The organism is Streptomyces sp. NPDC104371 (assembly GCF_055583785.1).
Genome location: NZ_JBVJNF010000014.1, coordinates 55,041 through 72,470, shown reverse-complemented (window position 1 = coordinate 72,470; position 17,430 = coordinate 55,041). Strand labels below are relative to the sequence as shown.

Sequence of the window (17,430 nt, the reverse complement as noted above, 5' to 3'; positions counted from 1 at the left end):
CGAGGCAGAGCGCGGGCGTGAGCCCGTTTTACATGACGGCCTCGGGGTGCGCTTGCGATGTCTGCGGCTCCGCCGCCTCCCGGGGACCGCGCCGCATCGCCCCGGCGCGTACCACCAGTTGGAACGCGCCGAGCAGCACCGCGGTCGCCAGGGCGCTGTGCCAGAGCAGGGCGTCCAGGTGTCCGGCGGAGAGGTAGGCGCCCACGGCGACGGCCGCCAGGGCGCACACCGCGCGGTCCACGATCGACTCGACCGACAGGAGCGTGGCCCGCGGGGCGTGGGCAGGCACGGCGTCGTTGACCAGCTTGCGCTGGATCGGGTACGCGAATCCGGCGGCGGCGGCGAACAGGCAGAGCAGGGCGACGACCGTCCAGGGCCCGCCGAGCGTGATGCCCGCCAGAGTGCCCGCGAGGACGAGACTGAGGACGGACACCCAGGCCACCGGGGACAGGCGGCGGCCGAGCCACTGGGGGCGCGCCGAGCCCACGGCCTCCGCCACCGTCATGGCGGCGAGCACCCCGCCGTGTGAGGCCTCGCCGATGCCGTGGTCGAGCAGAATCGGCTGGAAGAGGTTGACCTGGCAGATCCTGGACAGCGTGAACACGGCCACTCCCTGCACCATCACCAGTGCCAGCCACGGCGAGGAGACAAGGCAGCGCAGCGCGGCCTTCGCCTCGCCCAGCGAACCGCCGCGCCCGCGCTTCGTGGCCCGGCCCTTTCCTGTGTGGCCCGGCGCGTCCGTACGCCGTGCCCCGGCGGGGACTGCCGCGCGGGGCAGGGCCACGACGCAGGCCAGGGAGCCCGCCGCGCTCACGGCGCTCAGGATGTACGGGGCGGGATGGGCGAGGGCCATCAGCGGACCGACCAGCGGCCAGCACACGACCTTCGCGGCCAGCCCGAGCGCCCGCGCCGTGCCCTCCGCCTTCAGGTAGTGCTCCTCGCACCCCTCGGCACGCAGCCCGTCGTACAGGTAGGCGCTGGCCGCTCCAGAGGTGAGCGAGCGGCCGGCGGCGATGGCGAGGAAGTGGACGAGGAATCCGGTGTACGAGGCGCTGAAGACCGGGGCGAGATTCGCCGCCGTCATCACGACGGCCCCGGCCCGCAGGCAGTTGCGGGTGCCGATGCGGTCGGCGATCAGCCCGGTCGGGATCTCGAAGAGGCAGAAGGCCACGTAGTAGATGCTCTGGATGCCGAAGATCTGCCCGTCGGAGAGTCCGGCGTCCTTCTGATAGGCGTAGAACACCGGCATCCACCACAGCAGGTTGAACAGGAGCTGGAAGCCGTAGTTGAGCCGGATGATGCGACGAGCCGTGCCTGTCAGGGAGGTTGTTGCAGGCCGTGACGCTGCCGTGAGGCGCGGAAGGCGGGGGCTCACAGCGCGTAGGGGCGGATCTGGACCAGGCGGAGGCCGCCCTGGTCGGTCAGGAGCCACTCGATGTCCAGAGGGCGGTCCACCTCGGGTGCGCTGAAGTGGGACTGCAACAGCCGCCCGGTCAGGGACAGGTCCGCGAGCCGGGCCCGCGTGGCGGCGGGCAGTTCCTCGCTCGAGGAACCGAGGGCGACGGTACGCCCGCCGCCCTCGACGGTGTTGTAGAGGTACTGCTGCGGAAGGGTCTGACCCTCGACGACCCGTTCGGGCGAGCCCGGCGAACAGTTGAGGTAGACGTTGCGGAAGTCCTCGCGCCGGGTCGGGTTACAGGTCACCAGGACGCCGCCGAGCGTGGCCGGGACGTACACCTGGATGATCACGCCCATGTACGTCTCGTTCAGCGAGATGCCCACCTGGTGACGCAGTCGTACGCTGCGCGGGGAGAGCAGCGAGGCCCACACCTGCCGTACGGCGTTGAGGAGTTCGCCGGTGCCGTGCACGGCGGTGACGGAGTCGTAGACACCGGCCGCGGAGAAGCCCGGGAGGTCTTCGGCGTTGGAGGACGAGCGCACCACGAGTCGGCCGCCCGCGACGAGCAGGGGGCGACAGGCTCGCGTGATCTGCTGGGCGACGGAGTCGGGCAACGGAGTGTGCCGGATCAGGTGTTGGAGCTGCGGACAGAGCGAGTCGAGCAGGTCCGTGGCGTCGAGTTCGAGTGCCGTCTTCAGCTTGCCGATGCCCTGTTGGAGCGCGGGGGAGGAGGTGAGGAAGCGGTGCATGAGGGAGAACGGCAGGGCGACACCCTCGGGGGCCTCGACGGTGTCGGCCACGAAGGAGGCCGCGGCCGCGCGGAGTTCGACGGCGGAGGGCGCGTGCAGGCCGAGCCGGGCCGCGAGGTGCCCGTACAGGTTCTCCCGCGGCGGGCGCGGGCGGCTGTAGAACGCGGTGAGGTCGGCCGTGCGGCTGTCGAGCACGTGGTGCAGCTCCCCGAGGTTGGCCGCCTTGGTGCCGTAGCGGTCCCGGTCGGTGCTGCGCAGTCGGCGCAGGGAGAGGACGGGCGCGTCCTCCAGGAGCGGTGGTTCCAGCCGGATGCGCTGCTGGTGCCAGGCCGGGGCCCGCAGCTCCGGAACCTCTTCCAGCCGCTCCAGGATGATCTCGTCCTCGCGGACCCGGTAGCGGACCCAGGCGCCGTCCAGAGCGTCCTTCTCGACGAGCTGTTCCAGGTCGCGGACGATCGCGTTGGGGATGCCCCACCCGGAGGCGAGGACGTTGGTGTGGGAGAGCGGTGTGATGGGCGTGGTGTTGATGAATCCGGCCACCCTCTGCACGTCGTCCGGCAGACAGGGCATGGCAACGATGTCGGACCAGCCGAGCCCGCCCGCCGCCGCCTCGTACGCCTCCACGGTCCGGAAGTGGTGCAACCGGCCTGTCGCGTCCCCGGGGTTGAGCGGCGTGCGGGTCCTGGTGCCGAAGAGCTGGTGGCTGAGGATGCGCGGCACCCGCTGCTCGCTGACCGCGGCGAGTTCCTCTTCCTGGCCGTGATTGGCAGGCTTGAGCAGGAGCGGCAGCCTGCCGTCGACGCGCTCGCGGACGAAGGAGTAGAAGAACTCCAGCAGTTCGCCGTGCATGGTGTCGGCCTCGGTCGTCTCCAGCACGAGGAAGGTACGCTCGCGGCCCTCCCCGTCCGTGTCGGTGTGCAGGGAGAGCACCCCGAGCAGGAAGCGGCGCCCAGGGTCCATGTAGACGGACGCGTTGAACTCGTCCAGGGCGGCGTCGAGTTCGGCGAGGTCCATGCCGAGGACACGGGTGGCTATGTAGTTGACGTGGAAGGGGTGCGCGGCCGTGTCCAGCAGGTGCCAGGTGGACTCGGCGCGGTCGACCACGACCTTGAGGTACGGGTGCCCGGCCAGGACCCCGGACAGCGTGCGGAACAGCGGCAGCGAGAGGTGCTCGCCGACGACCGTGCGGTCGGTCGCGGGTTCCGCTATGTCGGTGGGGAGAGTGACGGTGCTCATGCGAGGGCTCCCTCGGGCTGCGGCGCGGCGGACGTGGACTGCGCTACGGAAGCAGACTGCGCTACGGCGCCCCCGGCAGGCGGCAGCACCGTGGGCAGCGCGTCTATCAGGGTCGTGAAGTCGCGGAGTACGGTGCGCGCATCGGGGGCCGAGAGCAGACACAGGGCCGCCATCGTGTTGGCCCCGCCGACGGGGTCGTAGACCGGCACGGTGGTGCCGTCCGGCAGCGAACTCTCCGGTATCACCGACAGAGCGCTGCCCTCGCTCAGCGCGACGGTCTCCCGCACCGCGGCAAAGTCCCACACCCGGCGGTCCCGCCAGGCCTCGCCGTGGCCGTCCACCGCGAGGACCACGAGGGAACCCGAGGCGCCTCGTGCCTGCTCGGGGCCCAGGGCGTGCTCGGGCCAGTCCACCGGGCGGCCCAGGAGGTGGTCCACGAGCATGCCGACGAGGTCGAGCCCGAAGACCTCCTCGATCTGCGGGACGGTCATCGCGCCGCCGAGCCGGGCGGCCGTCTCGATCAGCCACATGCGCCCGTCAGGGCCGAGCTTGATCTCGGTGTGCGTGCCGCAGTCGCGCAGGCCGAGGGCGTCGACGGCGTCCCGGGCGAGGGCCACGACGCGGTCCTGGAGATCCGCGGGGAGTAACGCCGGGGTGATGCTCGCCCGTTCGGTGAACGGCTCGACCGTCGGCATCCGTCCGCTGACACAGACCGGACGGAAGACACCGTCCGTCACGACCCCCTCGACGCTGACGTAATCGCCCCAGCCGGGCTCGTCGAACCATCGCGTGGCCTCGCCGGTCACGATCTCCTCGACCACGTAATGCGCGTCGGCCTCGGCCACATGCAGTTCGGCGAAGCCCATCTGGGCGGACTCGGCCATCGTCGCGCGCGAGCGCCGCCACGCGGCGTCGGCTTCCTGCGGGGAGCCGATGATCTGGTGGGCGGTGGAGCCCGCGCTCCAGGCCGCCTTCAGCAGCATGGGGACGGGCAGAGTAGCGGCGGCCTCGTGGAGGTCCTGCCGCGTGGTGACGGGGTGGAACGCGGGCTGTGGCAGGCCGTGTTGATGCCAGGTCTGCCGCATCCGGCGCTTGTCGCGGGCGAGCGCGACGGCGCCTCCCGCCCCGGGGAGGCCGAGCGCCTTACACGCCTCGGCGACGGCCACGACCGCGTACTCGGAGAAGGTGAGAACGGCGTCCGCGCCCACGGCTTCGGCCCGCGAGACGATCAGCGCGACCAGGTCGGACCGCTCCGCGTCGGTCGGCCTCACGACCGAGGCGCACAGCCTGCTCGCGGACGCGGCGACCGTCGGCGGAAGCGCGCTGAGCGCCAGCAGATGCACTTCCGCTCTCGCCGTGGCCCGCGACAGGACATGGCCGAGCGGCGGACCACCCTTGGCGTGCACCAACAGCACTGTGCTCACTGAAGTTCGTCTCCTATCGCATGTCCTGTCCGGGCATCGAGCAGTGGCCCGGCTCCGCTCACGACCGGTCGGCCCGGCTCAACCGGCCCCGGGAGCAACCCGCGTAGAACACGCGGGGTACTGGCGGTGTGCTCAAGAGAACCAGACGCCGAACCCCGGAAGTGCCACAAGAGACGACCGCGGGATCAGGCAAATGCCTGAGTCGCAGACCCCTTTGAACGAGGAGTGCGGTTCTGGGGCCACATACGGTGAGTTGTGCGGGGATGCGCTCACGCACCGCAGTCGGCCGATAACCGAGCATGGGCGGGTCCGGCCCGGGACAGGCATCGCGGAGTCACCTTCCGCCGCCCGGCAGTAACTTGGCAGAAAGGCAGTTGTGGACGATTCCGGTGTCATGGCATTCCTGGAGCAACTCCCCGTGTTCTGGTGGGAGGCCGACGAGCAGTCGCGCGTGACGGAGTGTGGCGGCGGTGCCTTCGCCGACCTGTCCACCGCGCAGCGCTTCCTCGACCGCGCGCGCGAGGAGATGTCCGCTCGGGGACGCTCCCTCGAAGAGGGTCACCTCCTGGTCCAGTTCGACGACCGGACCTTCCACGTGCGTTGGCCCCCGGGCGAGAGCCCGGACCACGGCCGCACCCGCGGGTTCGCGGTGGAGACCGGCGCGCAGCCCGCGGGCGACCGCCAGTACGCCGCCTTCGCGGAATTCGCCGACTTCGCCCCGGCCGCGGCCTTCCTCCGCGACCGCGACGGCCGCTACTTATGGGCCAACCATTCCTATGCCCACCTCTACGGCACCACACCGGAGCGGATCATCGGCAGCCATATCGAGGACCTCGACACCCCCTCCGACGCCGCCCAGTTCCGCGCCCTGGACCAGGAGATACTCAGCCGAGGCAAGCCGGTGCGCCACCACCTGAGGTATCACCGCACCGACGGCGGCACGGGGCAGGCGGCCGGCCATCGCTTCCCCGTCCAGGAGAGCGGCCGGACCTGCGTGGCCGGAATCTACGTCGATATCACCGAGCACGCCCGGGCGATGGAACAGCGCCGAGAGGCCGAGGAGAACCTGAAGGCACTGCGCGATCACAGCGGTCTGCCCTGCGCGCTGCTCTCGGTCGACGGCCGTATCGAACAGGCGGGCACAGCCACCGCCGAACTGCTCCGGACACGCCTGTCCGACCTCATCGGCCGCCGCGCCCACACCTTGCTCGCCGGCACGCCCGACCTCCGCCCCCTGCGTCACGCGTGGGAGGGGCTGATCAGTCGCCGCATCAGACGGGCTGAGACCTCTGCCGTGCTCCTCGATGCCCAGGGACGCCAGCGCCGCACGCGGCTCCACCTGGCCACGGTGAGTGGGCCCGCCGGCCGCGTCGCGCACGTGTGGGCCGTCGTCACTCACCAGAGCATCGCCCACGAGGCCCAACCCCCGCTCACCGCCGCGCAGATCCGCATACTGTCCCTCCTCGCAGGAGGCAGCACCAACGGCGAGATCGCCGCCTCGCTGGGGCTCTCCCGGCAGACGGTCGACTACCACCTCAGCCGGCTCCGGGCCTTGCTGGGCGCGGCGACCAGGCCCGCCCTCGTCGCCCGTGCCTACATCCTCGGCATCCTCGGCCCCCGCGCCTGGCCCCCGCACGCGGCTACGGCCTCATGAACTTGTGCGTATGGGAAGGGGGAACGTGGAGTTGTACTGTTCCGGCCGGTCTCGCGCCCGGTGACAGCGGCTTCCTTGGAACGGCAGTACGGCTGGTCGTGGCGGCAGCCCGCCCGGCAGGGCGTCGAGTACGACGGCGACGCGGCTGCTGTGACCGGGATGGTTCACCGTGACCGGAAGGCGGCTCGTGGGCCGAGCGCACGCGAAACGGCTGGTGCTACTGGGGCATGCGGGGATGGTCCTGTCCGCATGAGGTGGAAGTCTGGGTGGTGCAGCCAGGCGGTGAGGAACTCCTCGTCGCCGACATGTCGGATCCAGCGGTCGCCGCGGCCAGTGTCGTAGGAGACTTCTCTGAGGGTGCCCGGGAGCGATGCCACCATTGCCCGCGCTCGGGCCAGGTCTGCGGCTTCCTGCCTCCGATCGCCAGGGGTGTGTCCAAGGACGCCGTCGAAGTCGATCAGCGCGTGGAGTCGTCGGGCGAAGGCGAGAGCAAGGTGGCCGAGCAGAGTGTGGTTCACCTGCCCCGAGACGCCGGCGGCGAGTACGAGGCCCTGAGCGGGTGCGGCTGAGAAGGCTGAGTAGTCCTCGTCGTCTGCCGGGATGAAGTCGTCCTCCGAGAGGAAGAACATGCCCGCCCCGGCGGTATTGAAGGGGTGGAGTCCAAAGGCTGCAGGTTCTCGAACTCGGAAGGCCAGGCCGCCGTCGGCCTCGGTTTCGACCGGATCACAGAACGTCTCCAGCCACGGAATCGCACTGGCACCTATCTCTTCGATGTTCCGATGTCCGAAGAGCCACAGTCCCACTGCCGGTCCCGCCATGATGCTCCCTGAATCGCGCGGCCCCAGTGCCGTGTGGACCTGGTTCTACCAGGCCCACACGGAGAGAGCCGATCGATTTCTGGTCACGGACCTGCTGGTCAGGCCGCGTTGCCGCGTTCGATAGCTTCGATAGCGGCGAGGCGGTTCTTGAGTCGGTAGCTGGGGCCGTTGATCGAGACGACGTCGCAGTGGTGCAGGAGGCGGTCGAGGATGGCAGTGGCGAGGACTTCATCGCCCGTCCCAGCTAGGCAGATCACCGGGTTGGTGGTTCATAGTGCGGCCCCCCAGGTAAGGGTGGTGGAGGTGATCGACTCGCGTCGCACGGGCCGCGGCAGTCGTGAGCGAAGCGGTCGCCCGACGATCGCCCTCTCGTCGGTGGCGAGCGGCACGGGCTCGTCGGCCTTCGCGTGCTTCAAGCTCCCTGACAGCGCCGGGGTTTGACGGTGGCCCTATGGTCGCAGCGCGCCGGCGTCGTGGAGCAGTGCGGCGAGGTCGTCGGGGATCGGCATGTGGGTGGTCAGCCCGACCCGGGTGCGGCCGGTGTTGCCGTCCGGGTAGTTCCCGGCCGCGGAACCGGGCGCGGCGACGACCAGGCGTACCACTTGGCCGAGCATCTCCCACACGTCGCGGTCGCGGAGGGCAAGGCGGAACATCACGCCGTGGGTTCGGGTGTGGGGCCATGGCCAGGGCTGGGACAGGATGTGGGCCCGCTCCACGGCCCTCCATCGCTGCGCCGTGGGTCCTGGGGTCCGGGCTGCGGCCATCTCGGCATCGAACGCTTCGAGCAGGGCGGGTGGCATGGGAGTACGGCGGGACACTGCGGGTCTCCAGTGGTTCAGGATCTCTTGGGTTGTGGAAAGGGGCGCATATCGGTGCCGGTGACAGACCTTCGCCGATGCCCCGGACCGCTGGTGTCGTGGGGGCTCGGCGACTGGCTGCGGTATCACCGGAGGCTTCTGGCGTCCACAAGGGGGCGGGAATCAAGGGCCGGTGTGTCTGGGAGGGGCTGAGGCTCCAAGTGGCTGAGAGGTTTCCTGGGGGCGAGGCGAGTTCGGTGAGGGCGGGAGAACCGCCGGATCGGGTACTCGCCGCCTGTGCCTCCGCTCAGGGCCGGGCGTTGGCGGGCCGCGGGCCGTACCTGCCCGGGTTCTGGACCGAGGGTGCAGCCGGTGCCGCGCTGTGTATGGCGGATGGTCGCCGCGCTCGGATGCCAGACCGTCCCGGGGCGGCTGGTTACGGCTGTGAACTCTCTGTTCCGGTCGGGTCGTTGCTCAGATGGCGCTGCCGGCTCAGTGTGTAGCCGGGAGACGCGAAGTCACCTCCTTGAGGCTCGGTGGGGCTTCCAGCGATGCGTGCGCCGACTTCGGCGGCGTCGTCGCGCGGATCGAACCCGATCGCCCGTCCGGCCTCCAGGTCCCACCAGCGGCCGCGGTTGTCCGAGACCGCGTAGAAGGTGACAAACCCGTAGTCGGCGTCGAGCGCCGCACGGAAGGCCCGGGTGCAGTCGTCCGGGCTGAGCCAGGTGGCCAGCTCCCGCGGTGTCGAGGGGGCCGGCTCGCAACTGCCGATGCGCAGGCAGGCGACCTGGAGGCCGAACTTGTCCGCGTAAAGGCGTCCCAGTGCCTCGACTGCCGCCTTGCTCACCCCGTAGAGCCCGTCCGGTCGTACCGGCAGGTCGGGGTTCACCGACTGGGTCGTGGGGTAGAAGCCGGTGGCGCGGTTGCTGCTCGCGTACACCACGCGGGGCACGCGGTTGATCCGGGCGGCCTCCAGGACGTGGAACGAACCGGTGATGTTCACGTCCACGAGGTCGTGGAAGTCGGCCTCATCGGGGATTCCGCCGAGGTGAATGATCCCGTCCAGGTCGGCAAGGACCTCTCTGAGCAGGGCGAAGTCCCGCAGGTCCGCCCGGACCGCGCTCTCGTGCGGCGCGCAGTCGGAGATCTCGGCGGTGTCCAGGAGCAGCAGGTGCTCGAAGCGCTCCGCGAGCGCGCCGCGCAGATGGTGCCCCACGTTGCCGGCCGCGCCGGTCATCGCCCAGCGTCCGTGCCGGGTCAGGGGGTGAAGGCGGGTCATGTCGGTCGTCCTGTCTCCGAGGGTGGGTTTGGGGCGCTGCTGCGCCCTCCGGGGGGGCTCCGCGGGCCATTCGGGCCGGCGTCGTTCTCGACACGTTTGGCTGTGTGATCGGGTGGTGGTCTTCTTGGGCCGCGGTCTGTCCGGGCAGCAGTGGATGGTGCCCTGGGCGACGGGGTCGGTGTCGTCGGCACAGGCCCGGGCGACCGGCCTGACTGGGCCTAACGCCGTCGGCGGGGTGGTCCTGTCGGCTGTCCTCGCGGCGTGGGGCAGGTGAGGCGGGCTCTTGTGGACCCGCCCGGGGTGTGCGGCCTGCCAGCCGTACGCTTGTGGCCGCCAACGCGGCGTCGGTGCTGAGACGTCGGCCGGTCGCGGGTCAGTGCGCGAGAGGCGGGGCCGCGTGCCTGTTCCTCGGTGTCGCGGGGCTGGTCGGCGGCACCGCGTTCCTCTCGCTCGACACACCCTTCCCCTGTACGTTCGACGCCCTGGCCTGCGGCGGCGCGCGTGCCACGACAGCGGCAGGCCGGCGTGCCACCGGAGTGGCTCGGTCCTGCGTGACGGCCAGGGTTCGATGGCACGCGTGCCCGGCCCTGTTCGGCACTGGACGGTGAGATGTCCTGTCGCCGCGCAGGAGTGTTCTCATCAAAGGTTGGGCGGTGCCGCCGTCAGGAGGAGACGGTCAGGGCCGGCGAGCGACGGCGGCGGCGAAAGAGAAGCCGGGAAACGCGGGGTTGTGGAGCACACGGGCGCGCAGGTGGAAGGCGAGCGCGCCCAGGTAGAGCAGGACGAGACCGCAGGCCGCGGCAGCGCCGAGGGGACGCAGGGTGTCGCTGAGACCGAGGAGGAGGCCAGCCGCACCGGCTGGCGTGAGGACGCCCAGCCGGGCAGCCAGGCTCGGGGCACCCCCACCTCTGCCGAGTTGGCCGGCACGAAACGCGCTCCAGCGAGGTCGGCGGCAGCGATACCGATGTTGATGGCAGCGGTGAACGGGGTGACAACGAGGAGTGCACCATGGGTACCGGTCATGCCTTCAGCCTCCCCGGACGTCTCCGCACCGTCCAATACCTTCTTCTATAACCTGGCGGCATGGATGTGGACACGCGCCTGCTCCGATACTTCGCCGCAGTAGCGGCGTAGGCAGCCTGACCGGGGCGGTGGAGCGGCTGTTCGTCTCGCAGCCCGCGCTGACCAAGCAGATCCTGCGCCTGGAGGACGATCTCGGGGTACGACTCTTCGCGTTCTCGGTCCGGGATGGCGCTGACCGAGGCCGACCGGGAGCTCGCAGCGCGGGTGCCCGCACTGCTGGACGGCTGGGACGAGGCGGTCCGGGCAACCGGCGGGGTGGCGCGGGTGCTGCGCCTGGGCTCCCTGGACGCGGGCGCGGTGGGCGCCGTCCCTGAGGTCATCGCCGACTTCCGCCAGGTGTAGTCGCAGTGACGGTGGAACTGCGTCAGCTCGACTGGTCGGACTTGAGCGCCGGTCTGGCCCAAGGCGAGGTGGATGCGGCGGTGGTGCGTCTGCCGTTTCCGGGGCAGGAGCGGCTGAACGTGCGGGAGTTGTTCGCTGAGGAGCGTGGGGCGCTGCTGCTGGCTCGGCGTCCTCTGGCGAACAGCGAGACGGTGGGGTTCCGGGAGTTGTGGGACGAGCCGTTCGTCGCGGCCGGAGCCGGGACCGGAGCCTGGAGGGAGCACTGGCTGGCAGTGGGTGAGCGGGAAGGGCGCCCCGTCCGCGCCGCCGTCCCCCTGTGCCACCCTCGCCCCTGAACCTGGCCACCGCCCCCGCGAGGGGCGGTGGCCAGGTTCAGAAGGTTTCGCGGCCCGCGCTCAGCGGGGGTCCCGGCGCATGCACCAGGTGTGGGGTCCGCCGTCGAGCGGGACCTCGGCAGTGGCCTCGAAGTCGAGGCGCCGGTAGAAGGCGACGTTGGACTCGGTGGAGGTCTCCAGGAAGGCCGGGTACCCCGCGTCGGCGGCCGCCTCGATGCCGGGGGCCAGCACCGCGGCGCCGAGGCCCCGCCCCTGGGCTTCGGGGGCGACACCGACCGTGTTGAGGAACCATACCGGCTCCTGCGGCCGATGGGGCTCGACGACCTGCTCCGCAGCCTCGAAGGCGGCTGCGCGGTCCCCCGCGAGCTCGCCGAACAGCGGGCCGAGCTCGGCGAAGGCGGGCGAGGGGTCCTGCTCGGGGGTGGTCCAGGCGGCGACGGCGCGGCCCCCGTCGGCGACCCATGTGCGTCCGTACACCATGCCTATGCGGGTCAGGCACAGTTCCTGGAAGCGCCGGATCCGCTCCTCGTGGCCGTCGGCGGCGAGCACATACCGGGTGAAGGGATCGTCGGCGAAGGCCCGGGCGAGGGTGTCGACCGCGGTGGGGACATCGGCCTCGGTGATCGGGCGGACGGCGATGAGGTCCTGACGCTGCGTCACACTCTCTCCAAGCAATCGGGTCGGTCGACGGATACCCGCGCCGCCGTGGTACCGGTACGGCCGTAGGCAGCGAAGGGGCGGTGAAGTCCTTACGCTAACAATCCTTACCGATGGCCCAGTAGGCCGGTTCCGGATCCCGCGCCCCGGCATCCCATACGGCGGCGGTCGCGAGCGCGGCGGCGGTGAACGCGCCCCCGACCAGCAGGGTGCCGCTCAGGCCGCCACCGCGGACGGCGATCGCGCGGGATGCCTGTGCGCCGCATCTGCCCGGCCCGCTCAGACGGGCAGCCACGGGTCGGCAAGCGTGGTGAAGCTGGGGTTCAAGCGGACTCGCTCAGCTGCCCGGCCGCCTCCGTGACCGCGTCGGCGAGGCCTGGGCGAGGCCTGGGAGCAATTCCTCCTCCAGCCGAACAGATCGACCGCCTACAGATCATCGTCACAGACAACGACTCCCCTCCGATCGACCGCATTCACCGAGCGCTAGGTGTATTGCCCCGATACAGATTGACTCGTCCCCGGGGTTGAACCTGTCCCGGACCAGGCTCACGACCTGTTCTGTGACACCCACTCCTGGGCGGTGCAGTGCGGCGGGCGCGGACAGTCTTCCTACAGCAGCGGCGGCCACTACAGTCGCGGAACCATCAACTGGTCCAGCGGAGGGGGGCGGTTACTACAGCAGCGGTAGCTACAGCAGGGGCGTCACCTACTACAGGAGCGGCAGGTCCCAGCACGTCGGTGGCGGTTGCAGCGGCTCTTGCACCGTCCGTACGACCAAGCCCCCGAAGCCCCCGATCATCCAGAACCCCAACAGGGGACCGCACCCGGTTCCGGCACCCACATGTCCTGCTCCGAAAGCGATCGTGACCGCAGCAGCCTGGACGGCCGAACAGGGCGTGGCCGCGACGATCTCGGCTCAGGCGATGGTGAACCTAGCGGGGGCAGCCGTCTTCTCCCCCACTGTGCTCAATGGGACAGATCTCGTCCCGCTGCCTGATCCTTCCAATAAGCCGGGTGGCGGCAACAACTGGCGAAAGCGTAGCGACAAGAAATGCGACGACGGGCCTGGAAAGAGCCCGACCGGGCATGTCACGTATCTGCCGCGTGAGCGCTATTATGACAACTTCTCGAAGCAGGAAGAGTGCCGTGCCCTCGGCGTGTTCGGGATCGTCGATCAGCAGGACCTGACGACGAAGAAACATCCGGGGCCGGGTACCGATACGGGAAGCAAGCGTCCGCCTGGGTACAAGGAAATGAATTTCAGGGGTGGAGACCCGCAAAACGGACACCTTCAGTCAAAGTTGGCGGGTGGGGACGGGAAGGACCTCCGTAACCTCGTGCCGCAGTACGCGAGAACTAACAGTCCCTATATCAGGGACGGCGTCGAAAATGACATTCGAGAGTCACTCGAGAGCGGTCACAGCGTTGCCTTGTTCATCAACCCGCACTACAGAGATAGGAATTCTGGTATCCCGACCGAGATTGAGTACAATTACGCGGATTTAAGTACGGGAGTTGCTAAACACTGTGTAATCCATCCGCTTCCCTCGGGTGGTAGAACTACTGGTTCCAGTACCTGCCCGAAGTAACCTTGAGGAAGACAATGCCGCGCAACTTCATCAACTCCGTGACCGGCATCCTGGGGCCGGCGTGGTGTGTTCCGCCTCCGGCTGCGGCGTGGGCGGGCTTGGAGGGAGAGTTGGGTGTCCAGCTGCCCGACGACTACAAGGAGATCATTGGGGGATATGCGCCAGTGCAGATGAACGTACACCTGTTCTTGGAGCATCCTTCCACTGACCGGTGGAATTTGGGCCGATGGATGAAGGAGACCGTCGAGGCATTCTCCCGCAGTGACTTGACGGACGCGGAGTGTCCTGGTTTCCCGGATGGTCCGATATTTGGCGGGCCATCCGGCCTTATCCCGCTTGTCAGTACCGACCGGGGAGAATACGCCTTCGGAGTGGCAGGGTCCCCTCCTGGAGAATGGCGAATCTTGGCCTGCAACGGTGATGAGCAGGATTTTTACGAGTATCATATTTCGTTCTCTGGGTGGATTTACCGCTATCTATCAGGCGAAGACATGTTCGGTCCTGGCAGTGCGGTCTTCTACCCCGGCCCGATCATTTTCGAGAACATGCCTTTGAGTGAGTCTGATCGCTTGATCGAGTGGCATGGACCTGAGCGCGGTATGTAACGGGTGTTACTCCTTGGTCTCTTCAACCTGCGGGTGAGCTGGCGTGATGCAGGTGTTGTCCGCCGGGGCGGGAAGAGATGGGGCGTCTCATGTCGGCCAGCGTCTCCCCAGGAGACGACTGTCCATGCCAGAGTGCGACGGGCATAGCGGTGACGTTTTCATGGCGTATGCGCCTGTTTTGCGTCCTCAGTCATCGGCTGGCGCCCCCAGGCCATAGGACGTGCACCGGCACGCCGGTCTGTTCGGCGTACGCCACCACATCCGCGGTGCCCCCATACCCCCGCGCCGGTTTCCCGTCCCATACGGCGATCAGTTCGTCCACCAGGCCGACGAGGATTTCGGATCCGGCCTGATGTGCTTCGGAGGTCGACTCGGCCAGGCCGGTGTGGTGGACATCTGCTGCACGGGAGGTGAGCCGGTCGTAGACGGGGTGATGCCATTCGGGCAGGCCCTGGCGGTATTCGGTGGCCGGGACGACGATCTCAAGACGGCCACCATGCTTCAACAGGGCGTCGGCGAACCAGGAGTCGGGCCCGTCGGCGATGCACGAGACGCCGACGAGTTCGGCCGGGTCGTACTGCCTGACCCGGTCGTCCAGGAGAACCCGCACCTGCCGTTCGACCTGCGTGTTCAGTCCGCGGTGTCCGGTGATTCCTACCCTCATGCTGTGGTCACTCTCCTACAGGTAGACGCCGTGCAGGCGCTCGTCGAATTCCCGCACCACCTTGGGCGGAGAGGTGGTGGTGAGGCTACGGCGCACGGCGCGGGCACGTTCCACGATCCGGCCGGAGCGGTACTGCAAGCCGGTGTCGAGCGCACGGGAGGCGAAGGTGAACGCGGCCTCTACTCGTCCGCCGGCAAGGTGTCCGGCTGCGATGTCGAGTACCAGCAGAGCGCGCTGTTTCACGTGGCCGGTGGTCAGCGCCGCAACGTCTTCATCGAGCGCCCACTCCGGCAGTCCCAGGCGCGCGCCGCAGGTGACACGGCAGGCAGCCACTTTGTCGGGGGTGAAGGAGAACACCCACGGCCACGGAGGCGGCTCCTGCTCGGCCGTCAACGCCTGTGCCGCTGCGCGGGATTCGGTCAAGGACCGGTCGGCGCTGCGCTGGTTCCCGGCTGCCGCGTGCCCGAGGGCTTCGACGCTGGACAGCCATGCGTCGGCGACGGCCGGGCGCTGGTCGCCGAGCACCCGGCGGGCGCGGCGGGCGAGGTTCAAGGCCTGCACGCCGTTGCCGGCGTGCGCCTCGAACTGGGCGAGGGTGCCGGTCTGGTAGGCGCTCAGGAGCGTGTTCCCGGATGTTCGTGCGGCTTTGACGGCCCCGCCGTACCAGGAGCGGGCAGATCCGTGGTCTCCCTTGTCCCACGCGAGCCAGCCCGCGAAGGAGGCGGCCTCACTGCCCACAGCAGCCAGTCGCGCCCGGTCCGCATCACCGGTCGCGGTGCGGGTGATGGTCTGGATGAGCCGGATGTGGCCGTCCACCGCTCCGGCCAGGTCCCTGGACGGGGTGGTGCCGTCGAGTCTGCGGTAGGCGCTCGTGGTCAGCCGCAGGGCGGCGGCCTGCCCGCCGACCTGGTCGTGCGTGTCTGGCACGGTGGCCAGGATGGGGGCTGCCATCGCGGCAAGGGCGCCGCCAAGGACGGTGCGTCGGTGCATGGGATCGTCGTCTCTCACCTGGACCTGCGTCATGCGCCCGTCTGCCAGACCCACCAACGCCGGCGGAATCTGAAGATGCGCAGCCGCCGCGGTCAGGACGTCCGTGCTGTATGAGGCTGAGCCGCGTTTCTCCAGACGGGAGACGGCGGACTGGGACATGCCCAGAGCCTGCCCCAGCGCTGCCTGCGTCATCTGCCGCCCCTTGCGGGCCAGTTCGACGACGCGTCCGTAGTCTCCGGCCCGGGAGGCGTCCCGGATCGGACCTGTCTGGAAGTCCACGACGTGCCCCCACGCTAGGAGTCCATGCGGCGACCGGCGCCTGCCCGTACCCGCTGAGCGCATATCCGTATGCGCATGCCGCATCGGTGATGGTCCCATAGCGTCACGGTGATCGTTGACTGGGTGTCAGCCCAACCAGCCCCGCACCGGGGAGTGTTCAGGCCGGTGGTCGTCCCCGCCCCCTCGTCGGGAACGACCACGCCACATCGACCGCGAGCGCGAGGTGACCGATCATGACGACGCGCAGCACGCCCCTCCGCCTGCCGGGGCTGGTAGACGCCCCGACAATCAACCTGGATGCCCTGACCGATCGGCAGCGCGCGGGGACGTCGTGCGTGTGGTGCGCGGGGACGGCATTGCCCCGATACCCCGTGGGCGGCCTGCGCGCCTGCGAGTGCTGCGCCGCCATGTACGGCGTTCAGCCAGTAGAGGGCGGCCAGTGAAGGGTCGTGACGAGACGTTCCCGTCGGCCCTGGACTGGTGGATCCCTGAGGACTGGAAGGAGTACCGGCGCCGCGTCCAGGACGGCGAGGGCAGTGCGAGAGCCATAGACGCGATCACGCGACGTCGAAACCGTGAAGTGGAGACGGCCCGGTGACCGGCGAAGCGGGTTCCCGCACAGCAGGGGTGGGCGACCTCGTCCGCGACACTGCTCGAGGCTGCCAGGCGGTCCTGACCGATGTGCGTGCAGGCGTTCCGTACCTGCGCTCCCGGCACGGCGCCGGGTTCGTCGAGCCGTGGCCGACAACCTGGGCGGCGATCGAACTGGTTGCCCGTCGTGGGACCTGGGGTGACCTGTGAGGAGCCACCCTTCGTAAAACCCCGGCGGGGCCGGGCCGGGACGTCCCCCCGACCCCGCCGGCCAGCTTCATCTGTTGCCCGGTCGCACAGCGGCGTGCCCGGGAGATGGTCAACACCCACCGTTGGAGGCAGATGTGAGCACCACAGATGTGAGCACGTTGCCCAACAGTCCGACTCCCGCCGTTGACCAGGTGTTCGCGTTCGCGGACCTGGAGATCGGCGCCGCTGCAGCCGAGCAGTGGCCCCACGCCGACGTCGGCCTCGGCGACCACGTCCCGAGCGTCACCGGATACGTTCGCCAGATCACAGTGAACGGCCGTCCACTGTACGCGAAGCACTCGCTGCTCGGGGTGTCGCTGGTATCCGTGCTGCGGGGCGCCTGCTGCCCGTGGCCCCAGGTCCGCCACGCCCAGCGGGAGTACGTGCTACGCCCGGATGCGCTGATCGAGCGGGAAGCCGCGCAACTGCGCTTCCTGCTGGACGCCGGTCATCCCCGGGTCTGCCCGCTGGCCGGCGTACGCGGGGCGTGCTGTGATTCAGGGTGGGGTGCGAGTCGTTGCGCTACGAGCCATACCTGTTGGGATGTCAACGGCCAATGTACTACTTGGCCCGACAAGGACATATCGACTCTTGTCCGTTAGTGAGCGATATTCACCAATGTTGGCCGGTTGAACGCGGTCCCTCGGTATCGAGCAGCACAGCGGCCCGATGCGCCGGAGAGGCGCGTCG

The 17,430-nt window shown here is 69.4% G+C and carries 17 protein-coding genes and 3 pseudogenes; 7 read left to right on the top strand and 13 right to left on the bottom strand.

The window, feature by feature from the left end; all coding sequences use genetic code 11:
• Nucleotides 1-28: 28 nt before the first annotated feature.
• Genes ACZ60T_RS31555 through ACZ60T_RS31545 form a run of 3 tightly spaced genes read right to left on the bottom strand, consistent with a single transcriptional unit; the run spans nt 29 to nt 4,808 of the window.
• Nucleotides 29-1,375 carry an MFS transporter gene (locus ACZ60T_RS31555; protein WP_469669044.1) on the bottom strand — a complete coding sequence of 449 codons (1,347 nt, stop codon included), beginning with the start codon at nt 1,373-1,375 and terminating at the stop codon, nt 29-31.
• Complete coding sequence (locus ACZ60T_RS31550) at nt 1,372-3,384, bottom strand: PEP/pyruvate-binding domain-containing protein (protein ID WP_469669042.1); 2,013 nt, start codon at nt 3,382-3,384, stop codon at nt 1,372-1,374. Before ACZ60T_RS31550 ends, ACZ60T_RS31555 begins: the two co-directional genes overlap by 4 nt.
• Complete coding sequence (locus ACZ60T_RS31545) at nt 3,381-4,808, bottom strand: ATP-grasp domain-containing protein (protein WP_469669040.1); 1,428 nt, start codon at nt 4,806-4,808, stop codon at nt 3,381-3,383. The genes ACZ60T_RS31550 and ACZ60T_RS31545 overlap by 4 nt, the downstream gene beginning before the upstream one ends.
• 394 nt (nt 4,809-5,202) lie before the next feature.
• Here ACZ60T_RS31545 and ACZ60T_RS31540 point away from each other — a divergent pair, with 394 nt between their 5' ends.
• Nucleotides 5,203-6,462: a PAS domain-containing protein gene (locus ACZ60T_RS31540; protein ID WP_469669039.1), complete on the top strand. Its 1,260-nt coding sequence runs from the start codon at nt 5,203-5,205 to the stop codon at nt 6,460-6,462.
• Between the two features lie 164 nt (nt 6,463-6,626).
• Here the strand turns inward: ACZ60T_RS31540 and ACZ60T_RS31535 are convergent, their stop codons facing one another.
• The 5 genes and pseudogenes from ACZ60T_RS31535 to ACZ60T_RS31515 form a co-directional block, all read right to left on the bottom strand.
• The gene (locus ACZ60T_RS31535) at nt 6,627-7,280 is read right to left on the bottom strand and encodes a DUF6368 family protein (RefSeq protein ID WP_469669037.1); all 654 of its coding nucleotides are present in this window, start codon (nt 7,278-7,280) and stop codon (nt 6,627-6,629) included.
• A gap of 98 nt (nt 7,281-7,378) precedes the next feature.
• Nucleotides 7,379-7,516 (bottom strand): annotated as a pseudogene (locus ACZ60T_RS31530) (ATP-binding protein); the annotation flags it as partial.
• Between the two features lie 213 nt (nt 7,517-7,729).
• On the bottom strand, nt 7,730-8,080 hold the full coding sequence (locus tag ACZ60T_RS31525) for a DUF3703 domain-containing protein (protein WP_469669036.1): 351 nt from the start codon (nt 8,078-8,080) through the stop codon (nt 7,730-7,732).
• A 433-nt stretch (nt 8,081-8,513) separates the two neighbouring features.
• Complete coding sequence (locus tag ACZ60T_RS31520) at nt 8,514-9,356, bottom strand: NAD-dependent epimerase/dehydratase family protein (protein ID WP_469669035.1); 843 nt, start codon at nt 9,354-9,356, stop codon at nt 8,514-8,516.
• Between the two features lie 676 nt (nt 9,357-10,032).
• Entirely contained in the window at nt 10,033-10,233 is a 201-nt protein-coding gene (locus tag ACZ60T_RS31515) for a DoxX family protein (protein ID WP_469669086.1), read from the bottom strand.
• 124 nt (nt 10,234-10,357) lie between these two features.
• Here ACZ60T_RS31515 and ACZ60T_RS31510 point away from each other — a divergent pair.
• The 3 genes and pseudogenes from ACZ60T_RS31510 to ACZ60T_RS31500 all read left to right on the top strand — a co-directional run.
• Nucleotides 10,358-10,543 (top strand): annotated as a pseudogene (locus ACZ60T_RS31510) (hypothetical protein); the annotation flags it as partial.
• 61 nt (nt 10,544-10,604) lie between these two features.
• Complete coding sequence (locus ACZ60T_RS31505) at nt 10,605-10,781, top strand: hypothetical protein (protein WP_469669093.1); 177 nt, start codon at nt 10,605-10,607, stop codon at nt 10,779-10,781.
• Nucleotides 10,782-10,786: 5 nt separating this feature from the next.
• Nucleotides 10,787-11,116 carry a LysR substrate-binding domain-containing protein gene (locus tag ACZ60T_RS31500; RefSeq protein WP_469669033.1) on the top strand — a complete coding sequence of 110 codons (330 nt, stop codon included), beginning with the start codon at nt 10,787-10,789 and terminating at the stop codon, nt 11,114-11,116.
• A 60-nt stretch (nt 11,117-11,176) separates the two neighbouring features.
• Here ACZ60T_RS31500 and ACZ60T_RS31495 read toward each other — a convergent pair whose 3' ends face one another.
• Nucleotides 11,177-11,776, bottom strand: a complete 600-nt coding sequence (locus ACZ60T_RS31495) for a GNAT family N-acetyltransferase (protein ID WP_469669032.1) — start codon at nt 11,774-11,776, stop codon at nt 11,177-11,179.
• Nucleotides 11,777-11,870: 94 nt separating this feature from the next.
• A complete protein-coding gene (locus ACZ60T_RS31490; RefSeq protein ID WP_469669030.1) occupies nt 11,871-12,068 on the bottom strand; it encodes a hypothetical protein in 198 nt (65 codons plus the stop codon).
• 568 nt (nt 12,069-12,636) lie between these two features.
• On the opposite strand from ACZ60T_RS31490, the gene ACZ60T_RS31485 reads away from it, so the two are divergent.
• Entirely contained in the window at nt 12,637-13,362 is a 726-nt protein-coding gene (locus ACZ60T_RS31485) for a DNA/RNA non-specific endonuclease (RefSeq protein ID WP_469669029.1), read from the top strand.
• A gap of 14 nt (nt 13,363-13,376) precedes the next feature.
• Complete coding sequence (locus ACZ60T_RS31480; RefSeq protein WP_469669027.1) at nt 13,377-13,967, top strand: SMI1/KNR4 family protein; 591 nt, start codon at nt 13,377-13,379, stop codon at nt 13,965-13,967.
• A 190-nt stretch (nt 13,968-14,157) separates the two neighbouring features.
• Here the strand turns inward: ACZ60T_RS31480 and ACZ60T_RS31475 are convergent, their stop codons facing one another.
• The 3 genes and pseudogenes from ACZ60T_RS31475 to ACZ60T_RS31465 all read right to left on the bottom strand — a co-directional run.
• On the bottom strand, nt 14,158-14,631 hold the full coding sequence (locus ACZ60T_RS31475) for a hypothetical protein (RefSeq protein WP_469669026.1): 474 nt from the start codon (nt 14,629-14,631) through the stop codon (nt 14,158-14,160).
• 15 nt (nt 14,632-14,646) lie between these two features.
• Nucleotides 14,647-15,558: a helix-turn-helix domain-containing protein gene (locus tag ACZ60T_RS31470; protein WP_469669085.1), complete on the bottom strand. Its 912-nt coding sequence runs from the start codon at nt 15,556-15,558 to the stop codon at nt 14,647-14,649.
• A 126-nt stretch (nt 15,559-15,684) separates the two neighbouring features.
• Nucleotides 15,685-15,963 (bottom strand): annotated as a pseudogene (locus ACZ60T_RS31465) (helix-turn-helix domain-containing protein); the annotation flags it as partial.
• 872 nt (nt 15,964-16,835) lie between these two features.
• Between ACZ60T_RS31465 and ACZ60T_RS31460 the strand changes: the two are divergent.
• Nucleotides 16,836-17,342, top strand: coding sequence for a hypothetical protein (locus ACZ60T_RS31460; protein WP_469669025.1), 507 nt, complete (start codon nt 16,836-16,838; stop codon nt 17,340-17,342).
• Nucleotides 17,343-17,430 lie beyond the last annotated feature (88 nt).

Bases quoted from the DNA above. Each gene is read 5' to 3' on its own strand.
- ACZ60T_RS31525 (WP_469669036.1), bottom strand. From the start codon at position 8,080: ATGCCACCCGCCCTGCTCGAAGCGTTCGATGCCGAGATGGCCGCAGCC.
- ACZ60T_RS31550 (WP_469669042.1), bottom strand. From the start codon at position 3,384: ATGAGCACCGTCACTCTCCCCACCGACATAGCGGAACCCGCGACCGAC.
- ACZ60T_RS31475 (WP_469669026.1), bottom strand. From the start codon at position 14,631: ATGAGGGTAGGAATCACCGGACACCGCGGACTGAACACGCAGGTCGAA.
- ACZ60T_RS31505 (WP_469669093.1), top strand. From the start codon at position 10,605: ATGGCGCTGACCGAGGCCGACCGGGAGCTCGCAGCGCGGGTGCCCGCA.
- ACZ60T_RS31480 (WP_469669027.1), top strand. From the start codon at position 13,377: ATGCCGCGCAACTTCATCAACTCCGTGACCGGCATCCTGGGGCCGGCG.
- ACZ60T_RS31540 (WP_469669039.1), top strand. From the start codon at position 5,203: ATGGCATTCCTGGAGCAACTCCCCGTGTTCTGGTGGGAGGCCGACGAG.
- ACZ60T_RS31520 (WP_469669035.1), bottom strand. From the start codon at position 9,356: ATGACCCGCCTTCACCCCCTGACCCGGCACGGACGCTGGGCGATGACC.
- ACZ60T_RS31535 (WP_469669037.1), bottom strand. From the start codon at position 7,280: ATGGCGGGACCGGCAGTGGGACTGTGGCTCTTCGGACATCGGAACATC.